The organism is Pseudomonas sp. F01002 (assembly GCF_004402115.1).
In the GTDB taxonomy this organism is placed as follows: Bacteria; Pseudomonadota; Gammaproteobacteria; order Pseudomonadales; family Pseudomonadaceae; genus Aquipseudomonas; species Aquipseudomonas frigoris.
The window spans coordinates 241,232-260,873 of sequence record NZ_SOPU01000027.1 but is presented as its reverse complement, the minus strand read 5'-3'; the positions used below and the strand labels follow the sequence as shown (position 1 = coordinate 260,873).

General features: G+C 54.6%; 17 protein-coding genes. 12 read left to right on the top strand and 5 right to left on the bottom strand.

Features of this window, described 5'->3' with window-relative positions:
- Positions 1-106: 106 nt before the first annotated feature.
- The 3 genes from E3W21_RS24065 to E3W21_RS24055 form a co-directional block, all read right to left on the bottom strand.
- Positions 107-1,030, bottom strand: a complete 924-nt coding sequence (locus tag E3W21_RS24065; protein ID WP_134422086.1) for a hypothetical protein — start codon at positions 1,028-1,030, stop codon at positions 107-109.
- Positions 1,031-1,122: 92 nt separating this feature from the next.
- A complete protein-coding gene (locus E3W21_RS24060) occupies positions 1,123-1,584 on the bottom strand; it encodes a cysteine hydrolase family protein (RefSeq protein WP_134422085.1) in 462 nt (153 codons plus the stop codon).
- A 408-nt stretch (positions 1,585-1,992) separates the two neighbouring features.
- On the bottom strand, positions 1,993-2,757 hold the full coding sequence (locus tag E3W21_RS24055) for a hypothetical protein (protein WP_134422084.1): 765 nt from the start codon (positions 2,755-2,757) through the stop codon (positions 1,993-1,995).
- Positions 2,758-2,983: 226 nt separating this feature from the next.
- Between E3W21_RS24055 and E3W21_RS24050 the strand changes: the two genes are divergently transcribed.
- From E3W21_RS24050 to E3W21_RS24035, 4 genes are all read left to right on the top strand, one after another.
- The gene (locus E3W21_RS24050; protein WP_134422083.1) at positions 2,984-4,396 is read left to right on the top strand and encodes a hypothetical protein; all 1,413 of its coding nucleotides are present in this window, start codon (positions 2,984-2,986) and stop codon (positions 4,394-4,396) included.
- 55 nt (positions 4,397-4,451) lie between these two features.
- Positions 4,452-4,673: an AlpA family transcriptional regulator gene (locus E3W21_RS24045; RefSeq protein ID WP_134422082.1), complete on the top strand. Its 222-nt coding sequence runs from the start codon at positions 4,452-4,454 to the stop codon at positions 4,671-4,673.
- Positions 4,674-5,093: 420 nt separating this feature from the next.
- Complete coding sequence (locus E3W21_RS24040; RefSeq protein WP_134422081.1) at positions 5,094-5,756, top strand: inovirus Gp2 family protein; 663 nt, start codon at positions 5,094-5,096, stop codon at positions 5,754-5,756.
- 295 nt (positions 5,757-6,051) lie between these two features.
- Positions 6,052-6,501, top strand: a complete 450-nt coding sequence (locus E3W21_RS24035; RefSeq protein WP_134422080.1) for a hypothetical protein — start codon at positions 6,052-6,054, stop codon at positions 6,499-6,501.
- A 124-nt stretch (positions 6,502-6,625) separates the two neighbouring features.
- Here E3W21_RS24035 and E3W21_RS24030 read toward each other — a convergent pair whose 3' ends face one another.
- A complete protein-coding gene (locus E3W21_RS24030) occupies positions 6,626-6,808 on the bottom strand; it encodes a hypothetical protein (RefSeq protein WP_134422079.1) in 183 nt (60 codons plus the stop codon).
- Positions 6,809-6,846: 38 nt separating this feature from the next.
- Complete coding sequence (locus E3W21_RS24025) at positions 6,847-7,275, bottom strand: hypothetical protein (protein ID WP_134422078.1); 429 nt, start codon at positions 7,273-7,275, stop codon at positions 6,847-6,849.
- 544 nt (positions 7,276-7,819) lie between these two features.
- Here E3W21_RS24025 and E3W21_RS24020 point away from each other — a divergent pair.
- The 8 genes from E3W21_RS24020 to E3W21_RS23985 all read left to right on the top strand — a co-directional run bounded on the left by E3W21_RS24020 (position 7,820) and on the right by E3W21_RS23985 (position 19,596).
- Positions 7,820-8,794 (top strand): hypothetical protein, encoded by a 975-nt coding sequence (locus E3W21_RS24020; protein ID WP_134422077.1) that lies wholly within the window; start codon positions 7,820-7,822, stop codon positions 8,792-8,794.
- Positions 8,791-9,918 (top strand): hypothetical protein, encoded by a 1,128-nt coding sequence (locus E3W21_RS24015; protein WP_134422076.1) that lies wholly within the window; start codon positions 8,791-8,793, stop codon positions 9,916-9,918. Before E3W21_RS24020 ends, E3W21_RS24015 begins: the two co-directional genes overlap by 4 nt.
- Positions 9,915-10,595, top strand: a complete 681-nt coding sequence (locus E3W21_RS24010; RefSeq protein WP_134422075.1) for a hypothetical protein — start codon at positions 9,915-9,917, stop codon at positions 10,593-10,595. Before E3W21_RS24015 ends, E3W21_RS24010 begins: the two co-directional genes overlap by 4 nt.
- Before the next feature lie 539 nt (positions 10,596-11,134).
- Positions 11,135-13,054, top strand: coding sequence for a class I SAM-dependent DNA methyltransferase (locus tag E3W21_RS24005; RefSeq protein ID WP_134422074.1), 1,920 nt, complete (start codon positions 11,135-11,137; stop codon positions 13,052-13,054).
- Complete coding sequence (locus tag E3W21_RS24000; RefSeq protein ID WP_134422073.1) at positions 13,051-14,388, top strand: restriction endonuclease subunit S; 1,338 nt, start codon at positions 13,051-13,053, stop codon at positions 14,386-14,388. Before E3W21_RS24005 ends, E3W21_RS24000 begins: the two co-directional genes overlap by 4 nt.
- Positions 14,385-15,332, top strand: a complete 948-nt coding sequence (locus tag E3W21_RS23995; RefSeq protein ID WP_134422072.1) for a GIY-YIG nuclease family protein — start codon at positions 14,385-14,387, stop codon at positions 15,330-15,332. Before E3W21_RS24000 ends, E3W21_RS23995 begins: the two co-directional genes overlap by 4 nt.
- Positions 15,333-15,416: 84 nt before the next feature.
- Positions 15,417-17,063, top strand: coding sequence for a hypothetical protein (locus E3W21_RS23990; RefSeq protein ID WP_134422071.1), 1,647 nt, complete (start codon positions 15,417-15,419; stop codon positions 17,061-17,063).
- Positions 17,056-19,596 carry a hypothetical protein gene (locus E3W21_RS23985; RefSeq protein WP_134422070.1) on the top strand — a complete coding sequence of 847 codons (2,541 nt, stop codon included), beginning with the start codon at positions 17,056-17,058 and terminating at the stop codon, positions 19,594-19,596. Before E3W21_RS23990 ends, E3W21_RS23985 begins: the two co-directional genes overlap by 8 nt.
- Positions 19,597-19,642: the final 46 nt, after the last annotated feature.

The window sequence follows — 19,642 nt, the reverse complement described above, 5'->3', positions numbered from 1 at the left end:
TTTTAGACGTGTGAGAGGTGAGTGTAGAAGGGCTTCGGGTCTTCATCCGAAGTGTTTTGGCTTTGACCGTGGGGGCGAACGGGAGCAACTCACTAACGAGCATCCTTCAATACTCAGTCGTCCCCAAAGCCCTCAAAATCCACCCGGCCTCACCAGGCATCAACGTGTACTGAACCTGCCGAATTTTCCCTGTCCTGCCCGCGTCGGCATCCGTGCTGTCATAAACCGGGAACCGCTTCACCAACGCATTTTCCACCACGGCAAACTCGTCCTCGCCCTGGTAGCCCACCGCTATTTTTGGGTTCTCGCTGACAGGTGGTAGATAAATCTCGCTAAGTGACTTCTTGCGATTGGCAGCGTAAGCAATGAGCTCGCCCGGCATCCCGCGCCCCGGTGACCTGATGAATACGTAAATCTCTGGAGAGCCATTGCGATCAAGGTCGGCGACCTCTGCTCGGACGATGGTGCCGGTGAGCGGGCGTACGATCTCTGTGTTATCGATTTCCAGACCTTGGGGTGCAATGCGTAGAGCACGACTTCCATCGACCGACACGCTCGTCACGTGAAAGCCAATGCCCTGCAATTCAAGTGTCTGGTCGAACGGCTGGTTGCTATCCGTTGCATCACCCGAGCTCAGGCTTAACGAAAGGTTGTAGTTGGCCACTTCATTGCGCCGAGAAGCGCTGCGCATCAGGTATACCTGAACCGTGTATTCGCCATCGGCGGGCAATGGTCCCAGAAAGTGATTGCCCATGATAGATCCGTTAAACAACGCATAGTCCGCACCTTTCGCGGTGATGTTGAAGTAGGCAGAGGCGTTGGAAGACTTGAAGTCCACGGTCATCATTTGGCCGGCCTTCGCGTTTAGGCGGTACTGCGCGGTGAGCGGGCCTTTGATGGATCGGGCGAACCTGGCGGTGTCGGAGCCCTTTTTGAAGGTGACCTGCTCGACACGAGGAGCGATCTCGGTGGCGGCGTGTACAGGCACAGAAACCATGGCGGCCAGGACGGCTGCGATCCATACGTTCATGTTGATCTTCCTGAGTGAGTGGTTGCTCAAGCGGTTGCAGGCAAACCCGCAGCATAGGTCCTGTTGTGTTGAATCGCCGACTAATACGTTGATTACAGCTCACTCGATTTGAGCGTGTGCTTGAAATGATGCTTCCAAAGCCTGACACCCAACTCTCCCGTCCGATCCAGCGATGACCCCATCGTCAAGTCCGTAATCAACGTCGGCTGCAACCCCGCATCAAACAATGCAAACCCCGCCGCCAGGCAGCAGGTCTCGGTCTGAAGAACGCAGACGAGCACGCGATCCACCTTCAGGCTTTTCAAATACTCGATGGTTTCCAGTGAAGGTGCGTAGCCGTGCTTGATGAAGAGGCGGTCGGCCTGAATCAGGCTGTCATCGTCGGATGCGGTATGCCAGCCGAGTTGTTTCTGGAACGGAGTTTTGGATTCGTCGTGGCGCTCGACCGTGGCGACGCTGGGCAGCGTGCCTATGAGTGTCTGGATACCTTCGATGAGCCATTGAGGTGGGGCGAAACTGGGCTGGACGTCGATGATAAGGAGGGCTTGGCGCATGGGCGTCTCCGAGGGAGGTCGCGGCGGCGGCTTCGGCGGCCGCTGGGTATTTTGTATTGGTAGGGCTGGCCTTTTCGCGGGCAAGCCCGCTCCCACAGGGGGGCGGTGGGGCATGGATTGTCGAATCCCAGATGCAACAAAACCCGCACTTGGCGGGTTTTGTTTTGCTTCGTATTTGGTGGGCCGGGGTAATCTGAACCTGTAATATAAGACTATGATTTTGAACGATATTTTATTGTTTATTTTTTTTGTGGAATACCATTTGGAATACCGTTCTTCCTGTCATGCCCCAGTCTGTAGCGTAGTGGCTAAATTGATTTGATTGCGACCCTTGTCTCGATCGTGTGGGATTCGAACCTGAGACCAGTGTGGATGTGCTCGCTTGAATGTGAGCTGTCGCATTGGTGTCTACTGCTGGTCTTCCGCTACCTCTTTTGCAGCCTCTTCCGCCGTGCGGCGGGCGGTGCTTTTCTCTCTTATAGCGAGCTCAAGGAGTCCTGTAGGGCGGAGGTTCACCTGACCTGCTAGCGCAGACTTGGTCTCTTTCAGTGTTTGCTTGCGTAATTTTTCTATCTCGCGCTGCTGACCCTCGGTGAGGACTGTCGAAATGGAAGCGCCTTGCAGCAGTACTTCATCTCGACACAGCAATTCCACGCTAACCTCTAAAAGGGTCATTAACTCATCACTGCGCCATTCGGCGTTTTTGACGGCAAATTTGAGCTTTTCCAGCTCCTTGGTGTGCCTCTCTTTCGTTTCTCGGATCGACTCATTTACGTTTTTGAGCTTCTCGCTCAATTTCGTATTGGCCGTCAGTCCATCAGCGATCAACTTGCTAAGCATGTCGGTTTTATTGGTGTTGTTCTTCTTGGCTAGTGCCGCCAGGTCGTTTTTCACCTTGGTTTTGAGCTTGAACGTGCAAGCCTTCCGGTCCTTTTCTGAGGCTCTAAATTTCGCCTGCTGCCAGGCATTCCTCATTTTCTTAATGGTTTCCAGTCCATCGGGTTTTTGCGCTGAGTCCTCCAGGGTCTCGCCGATCTGTAGAAGCTCGTCGGGCGTTGAGGATTCACGTTCTTTGGCTATCAGGCCTTTCTCTTGCAAATAGCCGTGGGCCCATTCTTGCTGCTTGGAATTGTTGCTGTCGAGCCATGCAAGCCCTCGCAATTTTTGGCGCATGCCATGAACCTCTCTGGTTTTCTTGGTGCTGATGTAGCAAGCATACGCGGCCCGATATTAATTACGAGTAATATTTATAATAAAATTAACATTACTCGTAATTGTTTTAATTAATTACTCGTAATTTAAATTACGAGTAATTTGTTTTATTTTAAATAATTATGCGTAATGAATTAAAATTAATAACAGTCTGTAATTGTTGCGATATAATGACTGGCTTCTACGCATGTATCTGAGGCTTGGCGTGTTTATAGCTGCTTTATTTTGCGAAGTTAACCGTCTTGATCCAGAGGCAAAATATTTCCTAGCGCGCTTCGTTCAATGCTTCGGCACCGCTGATCCAGCGGGCCTTGGCGTAAAGGCTTTGGCGAAGCAGTTTGGGCTGTCAGATCGCCAGGTGACTAAGTCGCTGAACGCGTTGGTTGAATGCGGCGTAATGACCTTTCTGGACGCTGTGGAGGGCAGGGGGCGACCGAAGAGGTGCTACCGGCTCCAGGAGGACTTTCACAAAAAGCTCAATAAAGCAGCGGAGCTGCCACCAACTCATCACGGGGTAGCTGTCGGCAATTTGCTGAGGCACGAAAATAGAAAGGCTGCTCAAACAAGCGAAAAAACCGAGAAGCGGAAGCTGGATGTGGCTGCGTTGGCTGACATGCGCGGCAAAAGGCAGCCCGGCCAACTGAGCGTCGTGAATCGTCTGTTGCTGAGTGTGCTGTTGTGCCGTGCGGACCGTACCGGTGTGGTCAGAGACCTAGGCTCTTCAGTGCTGTGCAAGGTCACGGGGCTCAGCAAGGAGGGCTTGAAGCACAGGGTGCAGCGTCTGATTGATCAGGGGCTGATCAGAGCCTACGTGCCGGGTGCAACCAGCTCGGTGCTTTTCGCCAAAATGAAAAGCGTCTACTTCCTTAACCTGAATCACCCTGAGTTATCAGACGAAGGCAGTGCCACGTCAGTTCTGGTCTGCGTAACAGGGGACCCATTCCCCGACCGTGTGCCAGATGTGCTGCACGCATATAGGTTCTATAGCGAAACTGTCCTCCCCAAGGGCAGTCCCAACGTTTATGGAAGGAGTCCATGCGCGCCGCTTCTTGGCGCCTTTGAAGGGCAGTTCCCGTCATTTTTTCGTTTATTACAGACGATGCTGGAAAAATACACCGCAGGTTTTCTATCCAAGCATTGGTCTGATCTGGGCCTCCAACCGTTTAAGCGGTGGATCGACGCTAAAGAATGGCGAGAGCTCATTGGCAAGGACTTTCGACCTCAAAAACCGCTGCTACCTCCGGATGCTGACCACCTGAAAAAAATCGACGACCAGTACGTTATGTTGGGGGATGCGATCTGTGACTGGGCTTTTGAGCTGGCGGTCTGGATCAAAGATCTGCTTTGCCAAGCTTCCGATGCTTCCGATGCTTCGTTTGGTACGATGGACTTCGCCATCATTCCTCAGCCCATGGAGCTTGGTTATTATCGTTTCGCGTTGCTTGCACTACCCCGTGATTCAGATCACCCCCGTGGCTGTTTAGTCATCGAGCCATATGCTGGGCCGCAGTACTTTTCCCGCGAGTCCGACATTCCCCTTGAGGATCGATACCGCTACAGCTTGCTGACCCGGCCAGGCAGCAACGCAAAGAGCGCGTAGGTATTTTCCTACAGGACCTCCGAATCCTCTGAACGGAATACAGAGGAGCCAGTTCATGAGGATCATTCGCCTGAAAGACGTCAAGCACGCCACCGGCCTGGGTCGATCCACGATCTACAAGTACATCAGCGAGGGGAGCTTTCCAAAACCAGTGCCATTGGGTGACAGGGCTGTCGGCTGGGTTGAAAGCGAAGTGATGGGGTGGGTCATGGCCAGGATCGAGGCGCGTGATATTCACGAGTCTCTCTCTGCGGTGCCACAGCTAAAGGCAGCGTGATCAGCCGATGGGCTGAGCTTGCGCCCAGTCATTCGGTCGGCGTTCGTGCTGATCGAATGGCTCCAATCAGTAGTTTATTTCCAGAGCATCTGAATCACTGAAACAGTCCCATTCTTCCCGCGTTCTCTGGCACTTCGCTGCTCCACTCCCTTGCGGGGCTGGGGTGGTTGGTTTCGGTATTAGTATTATTTATAGGACCTACTCATTGCTCATGTTGTAGCCAATAGGATTTACCAATCTACAGGTTCTATTCAGAGACCTATCAGGCTTACCCCTCAATGGGGTAAGCGCTATGAGCTCGTTCACCCATCTCCCGCAACCAGTAACAGGATCAGCGCCAGACGCTGAGCCGAGGTCAGTCCAGCCGTAAATAAATACCCAGCCCACTGAGTTTATGAATTCACTCAGCGGATCACCTCCATGGCACACCAGCCCAAGCGTCACCCCGACAACAGCAATCTTCAGCTGCACTACGAGGACACGTTTCGCGGTTTACCCGTGATGGCGTCCCACGCTCCCTTCATCACCGAATACCTGGAAAGTCTTCTTGAAACGACTCAGTTGGCACTGAGCGCCCACCGTCGTGTGTTTGCGGTACGTTTTGATCTACGTTTCCCAGATGACTATTTGCCACCCACATCAAGCAACGCCGTCATCTCCAGGTTTGTCGCTTCCTTGTCCGTAAGGATTGAAATTGCACGTGAGCGTGCCAAGCGTCTGAATGGCTCTGCCCATCAGACAAGCGTTCGCTGGTGCTGGGTCAGAGAGGTAGGACGAGAGGGGCGCCCGCACTTCCACTTCGTCCTGCTGCTCAACAGGGATGCGTTCCACACGGTGGGACGCTTTCAATCTGAGCGGGAGAACCTGTACAGCCGCATTCAGGCCGCATGGGCCAGCGCGCTGAAAATATGCGTCGATGATACCGAGGGCTTGGTGCATATCCCGGCAAACGCCACATTCAACCTCTCTCAGGACGATCCAGCGCAGATGGATCGGTACTTCCACCGAGTGAGCTACATCTGTAAGGCCGCGACCAAGGAGTTCGGCAGTCGATGCCGGGCGTTTGGTTGCAGTAGAGGCTGAGTGACGGTATCGCCGCATAGCCTGAACACCTTTTCCCGCAGCGACGTCATCGTTGATACCGATCCAGATCGGCTCGTCCACTCGACTGGCTCGTCATCGGGCGAGTATTCCCCCTGACTACCGAACGCCAACCTCACGCCTCCAGCCTCGCCCTGTGCTTGCATACGACTACACGTTCCGTGTGGGGGCTGGCCATGCGTGAGCAATGGCGTTGTATAGCCACGGCCATGCTCGTGGGCATGAGCTATTTCGCTAATTCCATTCTCAGTCCATCAATTATTTAGCAGGAGCGATAATGAATTTTCCCATCAGTGATTCACGCATCGATCTATCCCATTCAAGCGCTTCAATCCTAATCAACCGGATGGTTGAGGCTGTCACTTGCACGGACGAGCCGGCCTACCATGTCACCTTGGATGCTGAGGGTGATGAGCAGATAGTAATGACATCGCTGTCCGAGCTATTCGACTGCGTGCCGCAGATTAACGAGGCGTACGCAGACTGCTGCGACGATGAACACCAAGAGGTATTCTGGATGGCGTATCGAGAGATTGGGCTCGAACATAGCCCATTGGGGCTGATCTGCATGAACAGTGAGGAAACAGGCTACTTAAGCACTGCTCAATCGATGAATGCACTCGCCGATAGAATCCGCCTGCTGATCAGCTGTCAGGAGGTGGACGAGGTCACAGAACAAGACGAGATGATCTTCAGTCCAACTCAATGTCGGGCTATGCACCAATAGCCTGGGCACTTGACTCGCGCACGTCGGCGAGGTGTCAGCAGCGCCATCGAAGAAATCGTGCCATCACCATCACTTTACAAGGCCCTTCCACCGACGCTGGAGCGTCAAACGCAGGTCATGCTGACTAGCCCAGCCATTTGGACAGCCCCTGCAGGACGTGCATATCGCCGCCGCGAACGAACAGGCCGGAACCTTGTAGGAAGTGAATCAGCACATGCACCGCCGGCACGATACGATCCGAGGAAACTGGCAGTATGAGGCGCACAGAGCTGGCATTGGGAGAGCCCTTGGTGATTGGAATAATCATCGAGGGCTAGCATCAGGGGGGGATGGTCGGTTTCCCGACTATTTTGGAATTACAACGCAATCAAGCGGGTTGACGATTTGCACGCCGCAAGTCCCACAGACCAAAGGCTGATAAGGCGGATACGGTTTGCCGTCCAAAGTCTGGAAGTTTTCATGATCGACCTTGTCGCTACCAAAAATTGGGGGGTCGATCAGTAGAGCCCTAGCATGGCACTGCTGATCACCCGCAGAGTGCATCAGGACGAAGTCAAAAGGCTCTGGTAAGGGAAAAACCCAGGCCTTTCCGAACTGAGTATGATCTTGGAGTTGGTAACGACCGAAAACTACGAGATCCTCACCCTCAAGCGCAGAAGGAAGCACTTCGGGTGCCGCCCCTGCTGGTTTGAAACACTGTTGCCCGTGCAGCATCGTGATTGAAATACCGTCAAGCACCCCTCCCACACATGGGTAAAACGTAAACTCATCCATCTGAATTTCCTGTGCATGCCCGGAAGTGATATGCCCGCCAGTCGCCGGGCGCAATGATGGGCAAGGTAATTCGGTCACGGCCTGTGACCTGAAACCAGAACGCCAAAAGACGCTCACCCTTGCTATATCGAGGCTTAGTTCCCTGTTTCCAACCCATCAGAGAGATTTCTGAATGCGAATCTGCCATCTGAGTAAGGCAACTTAAATTAGTCGCCTCCAGAATCATCGATTCCTTGGCCCACAGAATCCAATGAGCACGGGAGTGCTCCAGGCGCCTGAGTCGAACTGCTCATCAGGCAGGCGTCTGTGTGCAGGGGCAGGGAGGTCGGGGGAGAGGGATGACTACCAATTCCGTCGGAATTGACCACTACTCTTCGAACCAATATTGGCAGAAAGAGCTGCACATTGTTGCCAGTTGCAATAGACAGCATCGTCGGAGAGCTGATCACCTTGTAGCCAGTTCAACCATCGTGTCTACTGTGCCATTGGTAGTGCCATCATGGCGCTAGCGCCGCTTTGTCCAATATAAAGAACCCAGGGAATTATGGCCGAGACGATAAACATCGCGAAGATGGCGGAGAAGCTGTCGAAGGGGATTTTCAACGAGTTTCTCTGGGGTCGAATGGAGCACACCAATATCAATTGGCCGTGCGAAAGCCAGGAACACGACGTCAAGACGCATCCCTCCGATGTCGTCTTTTGGTACAACGAGCCGTACTCCCAATCCCGCACCTACGTAAACTGCGACCTCAAGAGTTACGCAAAGGGCACCATAAAAACACAGGCCATCCGGGATGCGATCGAGAGCTTGGCCATGAGCCTACGGTGCGCCGAGATCAGCCAGGAGTTCAGCGACACCTACGTTCATCCGAATGTATCGGCGAATATCCAGGGTCTGCTTTTCGTCTACAACCACGATAACGAGTACGACAAGGACTTCGCCAAGATCCTTGAAAAGGTGAAATGTGACGACCTAGACATCCCGAAGGGTTCCAAGATCGTTGTGATGGGCCCGGAGGATATCTACTGGTTGAACAACGTTCACCACGAGATCATCCACCTGCGCGGGGGAGCGGATCTATTGCCGGAGCGGGATCACTGCAAGTTCTACTACCCCCATCTGGTTCGCAAGAAGAACGTCCAACTCGAACACGCTAAGGCTGCAACGTTGGATATGCTGACCGCACCCTGGATCATTTTGTCCTACGTGAACTCCAAGAAAGGAAGCAAGCAGGGCTTCGTGATTTTCATGCGCAAGCGAGGAATCTCGATCGATGAGTTTCTATACCTCATTGAGTACCTAATGCACTACCAGGTAATCAAGGCCGAAACGGAAGTCACGATCCGCCTGGTCGACCCGCACCACAATGCTTCGGCCAATTTCGCCAAGGCAAAAGACCAGTACATTGCTGACTACGAGGGCGGGGACGATCTAAGGCAGATTCTGGACGCCATTGACTTCGGCAGGCTTGAACACGTGCGTACCGCCTTCTGTGAACTGGAGCTGTCCCGCCAATGAGCAAAAATGTGCTTCAGTACTGTGCGACGGACAAGGAAATCTACGACGCCTTGATGTCGGCCAAGCAGAAAATCAACGAAAAGGTTCTGCTTGAACTCGCGAAAGATAGGGGGATTTTCTACTCCGCTAAGGACAGCCGTGATGACCTGGTCAGCAACATCTCGGTCCTCGCGCACGACTATCATGATCTTAATACTCTGCTGGAACAGCGGGAGCACTCCGGTCGGCAGGAAAAGCTCACTTCGGTGACCCTGCCGATTGCGCTAACCGTAGAAGGGATTCGGGAGTTACTCCGGGAATACATCGAGGAGTCTCCTGAGGACGAGAAGGTCACTCAGCATCTCAAGGACGGCAACCAAGTGGTCGCCAACATCAAGTACTCCGATGTCGACTACGGCAAGACGCGGCTGGTCCAGCGCACGCCCAAAGAAGCCTCGATCGAATTCCACGTCTCGGCGGACAAGACGGTCATTCGAATGCCTGCCAACGACCGTGTGAAGACCATCTACTCCAAACTCAAGGGCAAGCTGGACACCAAGGCCAGGGCTGAAATCCCCGCCATCCGCATCGAACTCGGCGAATTCCAGTCCCCTGCTTTGCGCACAGAGTTCTTTACGTCCCTGATCAGCAATCTCACAGGCTTCTCGTTGAAGAATGTCACCAGCGTGAAGGTTGAGCGCTTGCCTCAGGAACCTGAGGAGGATGAGCTCGACCTAGATGATGATCAGGAAGCTGAGGTGGCCAAAGAGGAAGCATTGGCACTGGTGAAGAACGTCGCGCTGAAAGGTGAGACGTTGCTGGCGTCCGAGGAGTATCAGAGCTTGACCCGGAAGGGATTCTTCATCACATCGATCATTTGGCGCTCGGTCCTAAACAAGGCACCACAACCGATGGTGGAATTTGAGGCCGCGTTTGAGGATCCGATACCAGGGAAAGGCTTCAAGTACTTCGTTCGAGGTGCTTATCGGTTCGTCGAGCTTCAGTACACCAAGACTATCCGACCAGTCAGCGCCGACGATAAAGAAACCTATCTGGGCATCATCGAAGAAACCGCTGCCAAGGTTATCAAGGAACTTAGAGCGCAAGCTCTAGCGGGCGCTGAGTCGCAAGGAGAACCGGCATGAACAGGGTGAGATGGCTGAATGCACAATGGCCCCTGTCGATTCGAACGGTCGGGAAGAGGCTAATTGAAATGCCATTCACGGATGAGAGAATGGATGGCTTTGCTATCGAGCGAATACGGGATGACTTCATCGAGGGGCGTTACATTGAGAAGTACAATTACCAAGAGGTGATCTCTACTCCTTTTGGAAGTGAAGAGGTGCTTGAACGGGTTGGGTACCGGACGACAGAGTTCACCCTTTTCGATTCGCCACCCCATATCGAGCTCAGAAATTACCAGCGCAGTCTCAAGGAGCTGATCAGCCGCCTGCTTGAAGCCTGCAGTTTCAATTTGGTAGTGACATCTCCTACGGTTAACCTGATCGAGTGGGTCGCGGCTCTGCAGGGCGCCGTAGATCAGGAAATCACCGTCGACTCACTCCAGGTCTCGGGCGTCGAAATAGACGAAGGGGTGACGGGGAAAATCTTGCTCAGAGGGGTAAAAGATGTGCGCGAAGCCACAGATATCCTACTGGCCGGCCGCAAGCATATGCTGGAAAAGGTTCAGGTCAAATTCACCGACTTTAACAAGACCGTTGCCATCCAGCTGTCCAACAAAGGCACGGCGAAACTTCCTGCCGTGCTACCAAGCGATCTTCTGCGTCATTTACGTGAGTCTTTTCCTCGCGGTACCAGCTGATAGCAGCTTTGTCAGAAGCCTTATCGCTTGAAGCGGCTGCTAGGTCGCGGTTGGTACCAATGGGGTTTGCTCATATGCGCTAACTAGCCAGGTGTTGCATACGGATGGCTGGACGCCAAGGGTAGTTGCGGCGCGGCAGTACGCACTGCTGGATGTGCTGCAACGTAGCTGGAGGCTAGCGTGAGTCGATAGTCGATAGTCGATGGGTATTAATCCATAAAGGAATCGGGCACAACCTCCGGGATCGTTGGTGGGCCAGTGCTCTTTCAGGTGTCTGTGCACGCATGACTCACAAATTCTGATCAATATTCAGCGCATGCTTGGTCGTTCGGATCCAGTTTCAACGGAATGAAAGCTGAAAGGTACTGAAGTCCACATCTCGGTAAAGCGGGACTGTCTGAAAAGGCTACAGGTCAGCACCATCGTGCTGGCTCTGATTTACCCAAGCAGTTAAGGTTCGGCTATTCGTAATCAACGCATCGCAGAGAAGCCATTGGCAGTCATTCTCTGCGATTCACTCTAGACAAGGATTCCCTCGCGTGAACCAGCAAAACCTAGCCGACTTCATCTGGAGGGTGGCCGATGTGCTGCGTGGCGATTTCAAACAATCGGAGTTCGGGCGCATCATTCTGCCGTTCACGGTGCTGCGTCGTCTGGAGTGTGTACTGGAGCCGACTCGTGACAAGGTGCGTAGCCAGTACCAGGCCATGCAGGCCAGCGGCGTGGACATGGACCTGATTCTGCCAGCTTCCGCTGGCGCCACCTTCTATAACGTCTCCCAGTTCGCCTTAGACAGTGTTGGTTCCACCAGTACCCGTGCCAACCTGGAGGACTACATTGCCAAGTTTTCCGCCAACGCCCGACAAGTGTTCGAGCACTTCGCCTTCGATGGCTGGCTGGAGAAGTTGGAGAAAGCTAACCTGCTGTACCTGGTGACGCAGAAATTCGCCAGCATTGATCTGCACCCGAATGTTATCAGCAACCACGAAATGGGCCTGGTTTTCGAGCACTTGATCCGCAAGTTTGCAGAGTCGGCTAATGACACCGCTGGGGAGTTTTTTACCCCGCGTGACGTGGTGCGCCTGGCTACCACACTGATTTTCGCCCCTGACCATCAGGCGCTGAATGGCGATGGTGTGGTGCGCACCGTTTACGACTGCGCCGCCGGTACGGGGGGCTTTTTGTCGTCGGCCATCGAGCAGGTTGTCGAGTGGAATCCCAATGCTCGCCTGGTGCCCTATGCCCAGGAATTGAACCCCGAGACCTACGCGATTTCGGTGGCTGATAAACTCATTCAGGGTTATGACACCAAGAACATTAAGCTGGGTAACACCCTGAGTAACGACCAGTTGCCCCATGAGCAGTTCGACTACTGTCTTGCCAACCCGCCGTTCGGTGTGAAGTGGGAGAAGGTGCAGACGCAGGTACAGGACGAGCAGAAAAATCTCGGCTTTGCTGGGCGTTTTGGAGCCGGCCTGCCACGTGTGGGCGATGGCTCGCTGCTGTTCCTGATGCACCTGCTGTCCAAACGCAAGCCGGTGAAGTTGGGTGGTAGCCGCATCGGCATCGTGCTGTCCGGTTCGCCATTGTTCAATGGTGGTGCGGGGTCCGGCGAGTCGGAAATCCGCCGCTGGATTCTTGAGAGCGATTGGCTGGAGGCGATCATCGCCCTGCCGAACGACTTGTTCTATAACACCGGCATTGGCACCTACATCTGGGTGCTGTCCAACCACAAGGGTGCCGCGCGCAAAGGTCAGGTGCAACTGATCGACGCCACCGCCATGCATGCGCCCATGCGCAAAAGTCTGGGCAGTAAGCGTAAGTTTCTCTCTGAACAGCAGATTGCCGTCATCGCCAAGCTGCATGAGGCCGGTGAAAGCGCGCCGAATAGCAAGGTGTTTGCCACTACCGACTTCGGCTACCGGCGCATTACCGTCGAGCGGCCGCTGCGCCTGCGTTTCTCGGTGACACCGGACAAACTCGCGGCATATCAGGCCACCAAGGGGGCTGATCAAGTCGACGCTTTCGCCAAGGTCGAAGGCAGCTTCGACAGCCTGCCAGCCTTCCTCAAGGCGGCGGGAATCAAGAAGCTCGGCAAGGCCGCCCTGAAAGCCGCTCTGAGTTGTTTCGGCGTGCGTGATGGCGACGCCCAGCCGGTGCTGGACGACAAGGGCAATGTGCAGGCCGATAGCGACTTGCGTGAAAACGAGAATGTGCCGCTGAATCAGTCCATCGACGAGTACTTCGCACGCGAAGTGCTGCCCCATTTGCCGGACGCCTGGATCGACACAAGCAAGACGGATGCAAAGGACGGGCTGGTCGGGATCGTTGGCTACGAGATCAATTTCAACCGGTACTTCTACATCTACCAACCACCGCGTGCGTTGGCTGAGATCGATGCTGAACTCAAGGCTGTGGAGGCCGAGATCGCTGCGTTGCTGGGTGAGGTGACGGCGTGAGTCATTACAAACCGTACCCGGTGTACAAGGATTCCGGGGTGGAGTGGTTGGGGCAGGTGCCGGAGCATTGGCAGGTCATGGCGATCAAGCACGTCGTTGCGATACCTGTAACTGATGGGCCGCATGAGACGCCTGATTTTCTTGATAGCGGCGTTCCGTTTGTTTCTGCCGAAGCAGTGTCCTCCGGAAAAATTAATTTCGACAAGATCCGAGGTTTCATCTCTAAAGCCGATCACGAGCGGTACTCCCAGAAATATCTGCCTAAACGTGGCGATATCTTCATGATCAAGTCCGGTGCGACCACTGGTGTGACGGCCATCGTCGAAACAGATGCTGAGTTCAATATCTGGTCACCGCTGGCAGTCATTCGCTGTAACGAAGGTTCCAATCCTTATTTTGTTCTGAATTTCATGCGCTCGCGTAGCTTCCAAGAAGCTGTTGCCCTGAACTGGAGCTATGGGACGCAGCAAAACATTGGCATGGGGGTGATCGGCAGCCTTTCTGTAACAGTGCCACCTGTAGAAGAGCAACAATCCATTGCTGTCCACCTCGACCGCGAAACCGCCCGCATCGATGCGCTAGTGGAGAAGAAAACCCGCTTTGTCGAGCTGCTGCGTGAAAAGCGCCAGGCACTGATCACCCATGCCGTCACCAAGGGTCTTGATCCGAATGTGAAGATGAAAGACTCCGGCGTGGAGTGGCTGGGGGATGTGCCGGAGCATTGGGCCGTCTGCAAACTCAGTTTCCGATACTCGGTTGAGTTAGGGAAAATGCTCGACGAGAAAAAGCTCACCAAGACCAGCCTGGTTTCGTACCTTAGAAATCAGGATGTGCAATGGGGGGCCATCAATACCCAAGATCTACCAGAAATGGATATTCATCCGGCGGAGCTTGAGCGCTATACCGTCAGGGAAGGGGATCTGATGGTCTGCGAAGGTGGGGATGTTGGGCGTGCAGCTATTTGGAGGGGGGAAAGCTCTGTTTTCGGTTATCAGAAAGCTCTACATCGCTTGCGTCCTCGCTCACAAGACAACGACACAGCAGAGTTTTTCTTCTTCTCACTTCTTACCGCTAAAAAGCGCGGGGTCTTTGAAGAGTCGGACTCGAAGGCAACAATTGCGCATCTGCCGGCTGAGAAGTTTCGCCAATACCGTTTTGCTTTTCCACCAACGCTTGAGCAGCGAGAGATTGCCCAGCATGTTCGCGTTGAGTGCGAGCGCCTTGATGTGTTGTTAACCAAAACCGAGCTCAGCATAGAACTTCTAAAAGAGCGTCGCTCCGGCCTGATCACCGCCGCCGTCACCGGCCAGATCGACCTGCGGGAGGCTGCATGAACCAAGGCCGTAGCATTCGCATATTCCTGGTGGACGGCACACCCAATGGCCTGCTTACCGCCGAGATCATGAACTGGACCGGTCATGTGCTGACCGGCCCGCGCAGCAAGCTAGCCGAGCTGGTGCAGCGCCCAGAGTGCGGGCGTACCGGCGTGTACTTTCTGGTCGGCCCCGACCCTGAGAACAACCTGCGTTCTAAGGTGTATATCGGCGAGTCGGACGACGTAGCCAAGCGTCTCAAACAGCACAATCGCCCTGAGGCGTTCGAGGGTACGGCGGGCGGTAAGGACTTCTGGGAAAAGGTTTGTCTGGTCACCAGCAAGGATCAGAACCTGACCAAGACCCATGTGAAGTATCTGGAAAGCCTGCTGATCGGTATCGCTAATACAGTCGGACGCTGCGAGCTGCTTAATGGCACTGCACATGACTATGGCAGCCTGCCGGAGTCCGACCGCGCCGACATGGCCTTCTTCCTTGAGCAGATTCGCACCGTGCTGCCTGTACTCGGCTTTGACTTTCTGCGCGAGCTGACTAAGCCTTCCACTGCCGTAGCTTTAAACTCAGATGCACCGGTCAGTCGCTCACCCCGTTTCACCCTTGAGGTACCGCGCTACCGTATCAGCGCTCAGGGCCAGGAGATCGACGGTGAGTTCTTCGTGCTCAAGGGCTCAAAAAGCCGTGCCGAATGGGTGGGAACCGAGCGTGGCTATCAGGGCCTGTTCAAACATCTAATCGACGAAGGCGTGCTGGTGGCTGATGGCGGAGAACATTTATTGTTCAGCGACGACTACGCCTTCAGCAGCCCCAGCGCAGCGGCAGCGGTGGTCTGCGGTCGGGCAGCAAATGGGCGCACATCCTGGTTGGTGGGAGGCAGCGGCGAAACCTATGCTGTTTGGCAAGATCGGCAACTCAACATGCAAGCGCCAGTTCTGGCCGAAGACTGACAGCAACTAGAACATTGATTGAGAGGGCGCCACCAGTCGGGTGAGCAGTCGCATCTACCAGGCGTATTGAAGGATTAAACGTCGATGAAACTCACCACAAGCTGGCTGAAACCGCCCTACGCGAGTTCCGGGATCGATCACCTCGGCACACAGGCTCCCTGTGTGATGATCTATGGCCAGCTGCTGCCAGGCATTACCAACGTAACCGATCGCGCGCGCTACTACTCTTTCTATCCTTGGCTTGTGTGGTCCTATGATCAGCGTTATGCGAAGGATGATTATGCCCACTTCGTCGAGCTATTCCGGCGAGCGGATTGTCTGTTCACCCTGATCGCCGAGCGGCATTCACAGACGAGTGATCAAGAAAATGAGCTGCATGGCGTCGCGATGGTAGGCCGCTCCAAGCTCGTTCCCGCATTGGCCAGTTTGAAAGCCGATGAATCTCTGCGGTTATCCCAGTACGCTACGACCGAGGACTCTCCGCATCGTTACTTCATGAACAGGCTAGGTGGTCTGTCGCAGTATTACGTCGGCACCTTGTCCGATCTGATGATCATGGAGTCGTCCACGCAGTCCTGGGTCAGATATAGCAAGGAGTATGGAGCACTGCTGGCGAAGAACTTCGATTCGGGTATTCCTGGCGAGCGTTTCTGGCAGATGGTCGAGGGCGACGAAGTAACGCTGGCGGCCTTGGATGAGCTCAGTGGATTCTGTGGCTGCAATATTCCTTCAAGCCCCGCAGAGTGCCAACAGCTCATCGATATCTTCTTCGATAGTAGCAGTGCTTACGCGGAGGAGGGCGAGCAACGCCGCCGGAGCCTGGCGCTGATCCAGCAGTTGGCTGATGCGCTTCCGGCTGGCTCTGAACTCTCTGAGGCAACGTTTCGCGCGTGCGTCTATACCGGCGCGCTGCCCGGTGGTAAGCCGTGGGTTATTCCTGAGGCCTTGCGAAACACCTGTGCGCATTGGGTCGTATACGTGCGTAACGACTTGCTATCAGTGGCCTTCCAAACCATCCTTGCCATTTGCTTAAGGGAGCTGCAGCCACAGTTCTCCGGTCAGCGACAGATGTTCAACTCGGTTGAAGCGTTCGCCGAGTGGTTTGCTAGCTCGGAAAAGGTTGCTGGAGTGTTGAGTGATCTGGGGCAGAGCAGCTTCGATGCACTTGTAACTCAATCAAGAGATCAGGGGCCGGACCTGAGTGACTGGGGCAACGTTGCGCATGAGTTCCAACTCGGCAGGCAGCTGATTGACGGGTGGAAGCCCGAAGCTGAGATCAAGACCTTGCTGGCTCAGAGCCTTAAGTTACTGGCCTTGCTTGTTGTCCGCGACGATCTTAATAAGTTGCCTTATTCGGGGCTAGCGATTACTCCTGAGTCGCTCAGGGACTACCCGATCAATCTGATGAGCTTCCGTAATCGCTGTGCCGACTGGCAGTCGATGTCCCTCCAGCAGGTGGTTAGCGAATTGGTTTTATGGAGCTTGGATACACATCTGCGTGTGGCACTGCGCAAGCTTCGACAGTCAAGTCGATCGACTTTCCAATTGCGTCCCTCGGAGCGTGGCTTGGAAGTGGTGTGCGATCAGATCCCGCCACCTTCCCAGACGACTCCGCGCTTTAGACCGGCAGTGCAGATCCTGCGTGACCTAGGAGTCTTTACGTGCGATGACCAGCAAAAGATCCGACTGACCGATTTGGGCAGAGAGCTGATGGAGGTGGCCAGTGTCTGAAGCCGTTTCTCTTCTCGAGGTGATCAAGCGAGGGGGGTACGAGGCTTCGCTGATCACCACATTCAACGCGACACTCCCCTTTTACGAGGAGGTGTTGCTCCGAAAGTTGGTTAGTGCTGGATGCCGGCATAACGTGGTTCTGATGGATCGCCAGCAATGTGCCGTCGCTTGGGGAAGTCAGGCGACCCGACCTCGTTTGGCTGGGCATGCTTACACGCTTTTGCCCATTGGGGTAAATGGGGCCTTTCACCCGAAGATCTGCCTGTTGCTGGGACCGAAGAAAGCTTCGATCCTCATCGGTAGCCATAACCTGACTCTGTCCGGGCTGGGTTTCAATCGCGAAATCACCAACTGGATTGAGGTTGGCGGCGTTAAAGATGGAGAGGGCGCAGCCATTCTCAGGTCGGTCTGGCAGATGCTCCGAGATTGGATCAATCTGGAGCATGGCAAGGTGCCTATGCCGATATTGGAATCAGCTCTGGCTATCGACCGCTTTATTGCTCCGTTGATCGCCAGGGCTGGTCCTATGACCACGCCAGCCGTTTTAGGACAGTGGGCAGGAGCCCCATCACTTATTGAGCAAGTAGCCGTGCATATCACCGCGCCGGTCAGAAGGGTCGCAGTGCTGGGCGCCTTCTTTGATCGCGAGCTACTTCTGATTCGGGAGCTGAAGGCTCGCTGGCCTGAGGCCCAAGTGGTGGTTGGCATCGACCCCGAGACGGTCCAGCATCCCGGAATCAGTGATGTCAAAGCGGCACGGCACGTTGATGCACGTTCGCTGTGGAGCAAGGAGGCGAGTTATCTGCACGCGAAGGTTTTCTACTTCGAGTCCGATCATGCTGCTGCAGATGTATTTGTCAGTGGCAGTGCCAATCCAAGCCGTCCTGCCTGGATGGGCAGCGCTGGGAGTGGCAACGTCGAAGCGGTTCTACTGCAGGTCGGCAGTGCCGCCCGCAAGGCCGCTGAGGCAACTTCGATGCGCGATCTGTTCGAGCTACCTGATCTGGATTATGAGGCGTTTGTCGATATCCGGCAGCGCAATGCGGCCGGTGAGATCAAGTATCTCGAGGGCGGTTTGCCGATCCTCTCGGGCTTTTCCATCCTGCAACAGGGTCTGGTACGTATCACCTGCCGGGGAAACCCTCTTGTTGTCACCAGTGCGGTACTGCTCGGTCCTAACCAGGAGGAGCTGGAGCGAGTCTATGTGATCGACTGCAGCGACGATGAAGTCGCGTTCAGAACGACAGTCGAGCCAACTGACATTCGCTCCTGTCTGCTGGAGGAGGAGGGCTACCCTGTCGCTCGCGCCATGATTCTGCATCCTTCCATCATCGAGTCGACCGCGCAATCCTCCAGGCATTATCAGATTCGTTCGGCTCTTAGCGAATTGGGATCCAGCGATGCTGATATCTCAAAGCTCATCGCAAGCGTCGAACGAGTCATTTTTGCTGAGCAGACGGACCACGAGATCGAGGAGGCCATCCGTGAGCATCGCGGAAGGTCGGACAGGCCGGTGGCTGGTACAGCTCCGGATTCGCTAGTGATCAATGTAAATGACATGACAAGAAGTAAGCACAAACAGCGCCTGCTGAAGTCCGGTGATTTGGCCTATTTGATCGATGTGCTGATGCGGCGCTTGAGCGAGGGTCTTGAGGTGCAAGGTATTGAGGTTGATCGCGCTGGGAGGACCGAAGAAGAGCAGGTAGGGCAGGAAGACGAAACGCCAGAGGACTACGTTGACAACCCTGCTGAAAAGACCAGGCTTTCAGATGCTGAAATCGTACAGATTGTCGCCAGAAAAGCACGGTCGTTGTGCAGGAAAATGGTTCAGCAACTAGAACTAGCAAGCCAGGAGGAGTCGCGACAGGTCGTTGCTCCTATCCAGTTGATTGCAGTGTTGGCTTTGATTCGAGAGTTGCGCCACCTGGACAAGCAGAAACGCTGGCTAGCCACGGGTCAGCCTCTCGTCGAAGAGCTCGACCGTCGCTATCTGCTCGATGAGAGCGTCAGGTATCTGCTGGGATCGCAATCGCGTCTGCTCGACGTGATAGACAAGGCCGCTGGTGACTCCGCTGATGAAACGATGCAGTTGCGCACTCTGCTTGTCTGGCTGGCATGGGACCTGGGGGATGAGCTGAAGGTAGAGGTCAGCCGTATCTGGGACACGGACGAAAAACTCTGCAAGCTGCAGGCGAATGCCGTGTTTTTGGCGCTTTTGCCTGCTATTGCGGCTGATCGGCAAGCCAGTACAGAGCTACGTGACAGCATCCAGCGAACAGTCAAAAGCACTCCCGTTGCTTCCATGCAGGCCGAGAAATGGCTGGGGGTGCATATGTCCTATGGCACCTCATGGACGTTGGGGTCAGTAGAGTCTGACCAGATGGAGGTCGGCGGTTATTGCCAAGTACCTGGTTCGGTCGACGAACCACGGATAATCCTAGAGCTTCATCAGGATGTGGTGGGGTTCTGGGATTTCGACCAAGTGCGGAAATTCAAGCGTGAGCGCGTAATTGCGCTGGTGCCTGCTCATTAAATCTGAGCTTGATGTCCTGGGTCGAATGTCGGCGTAGGGCCAAATA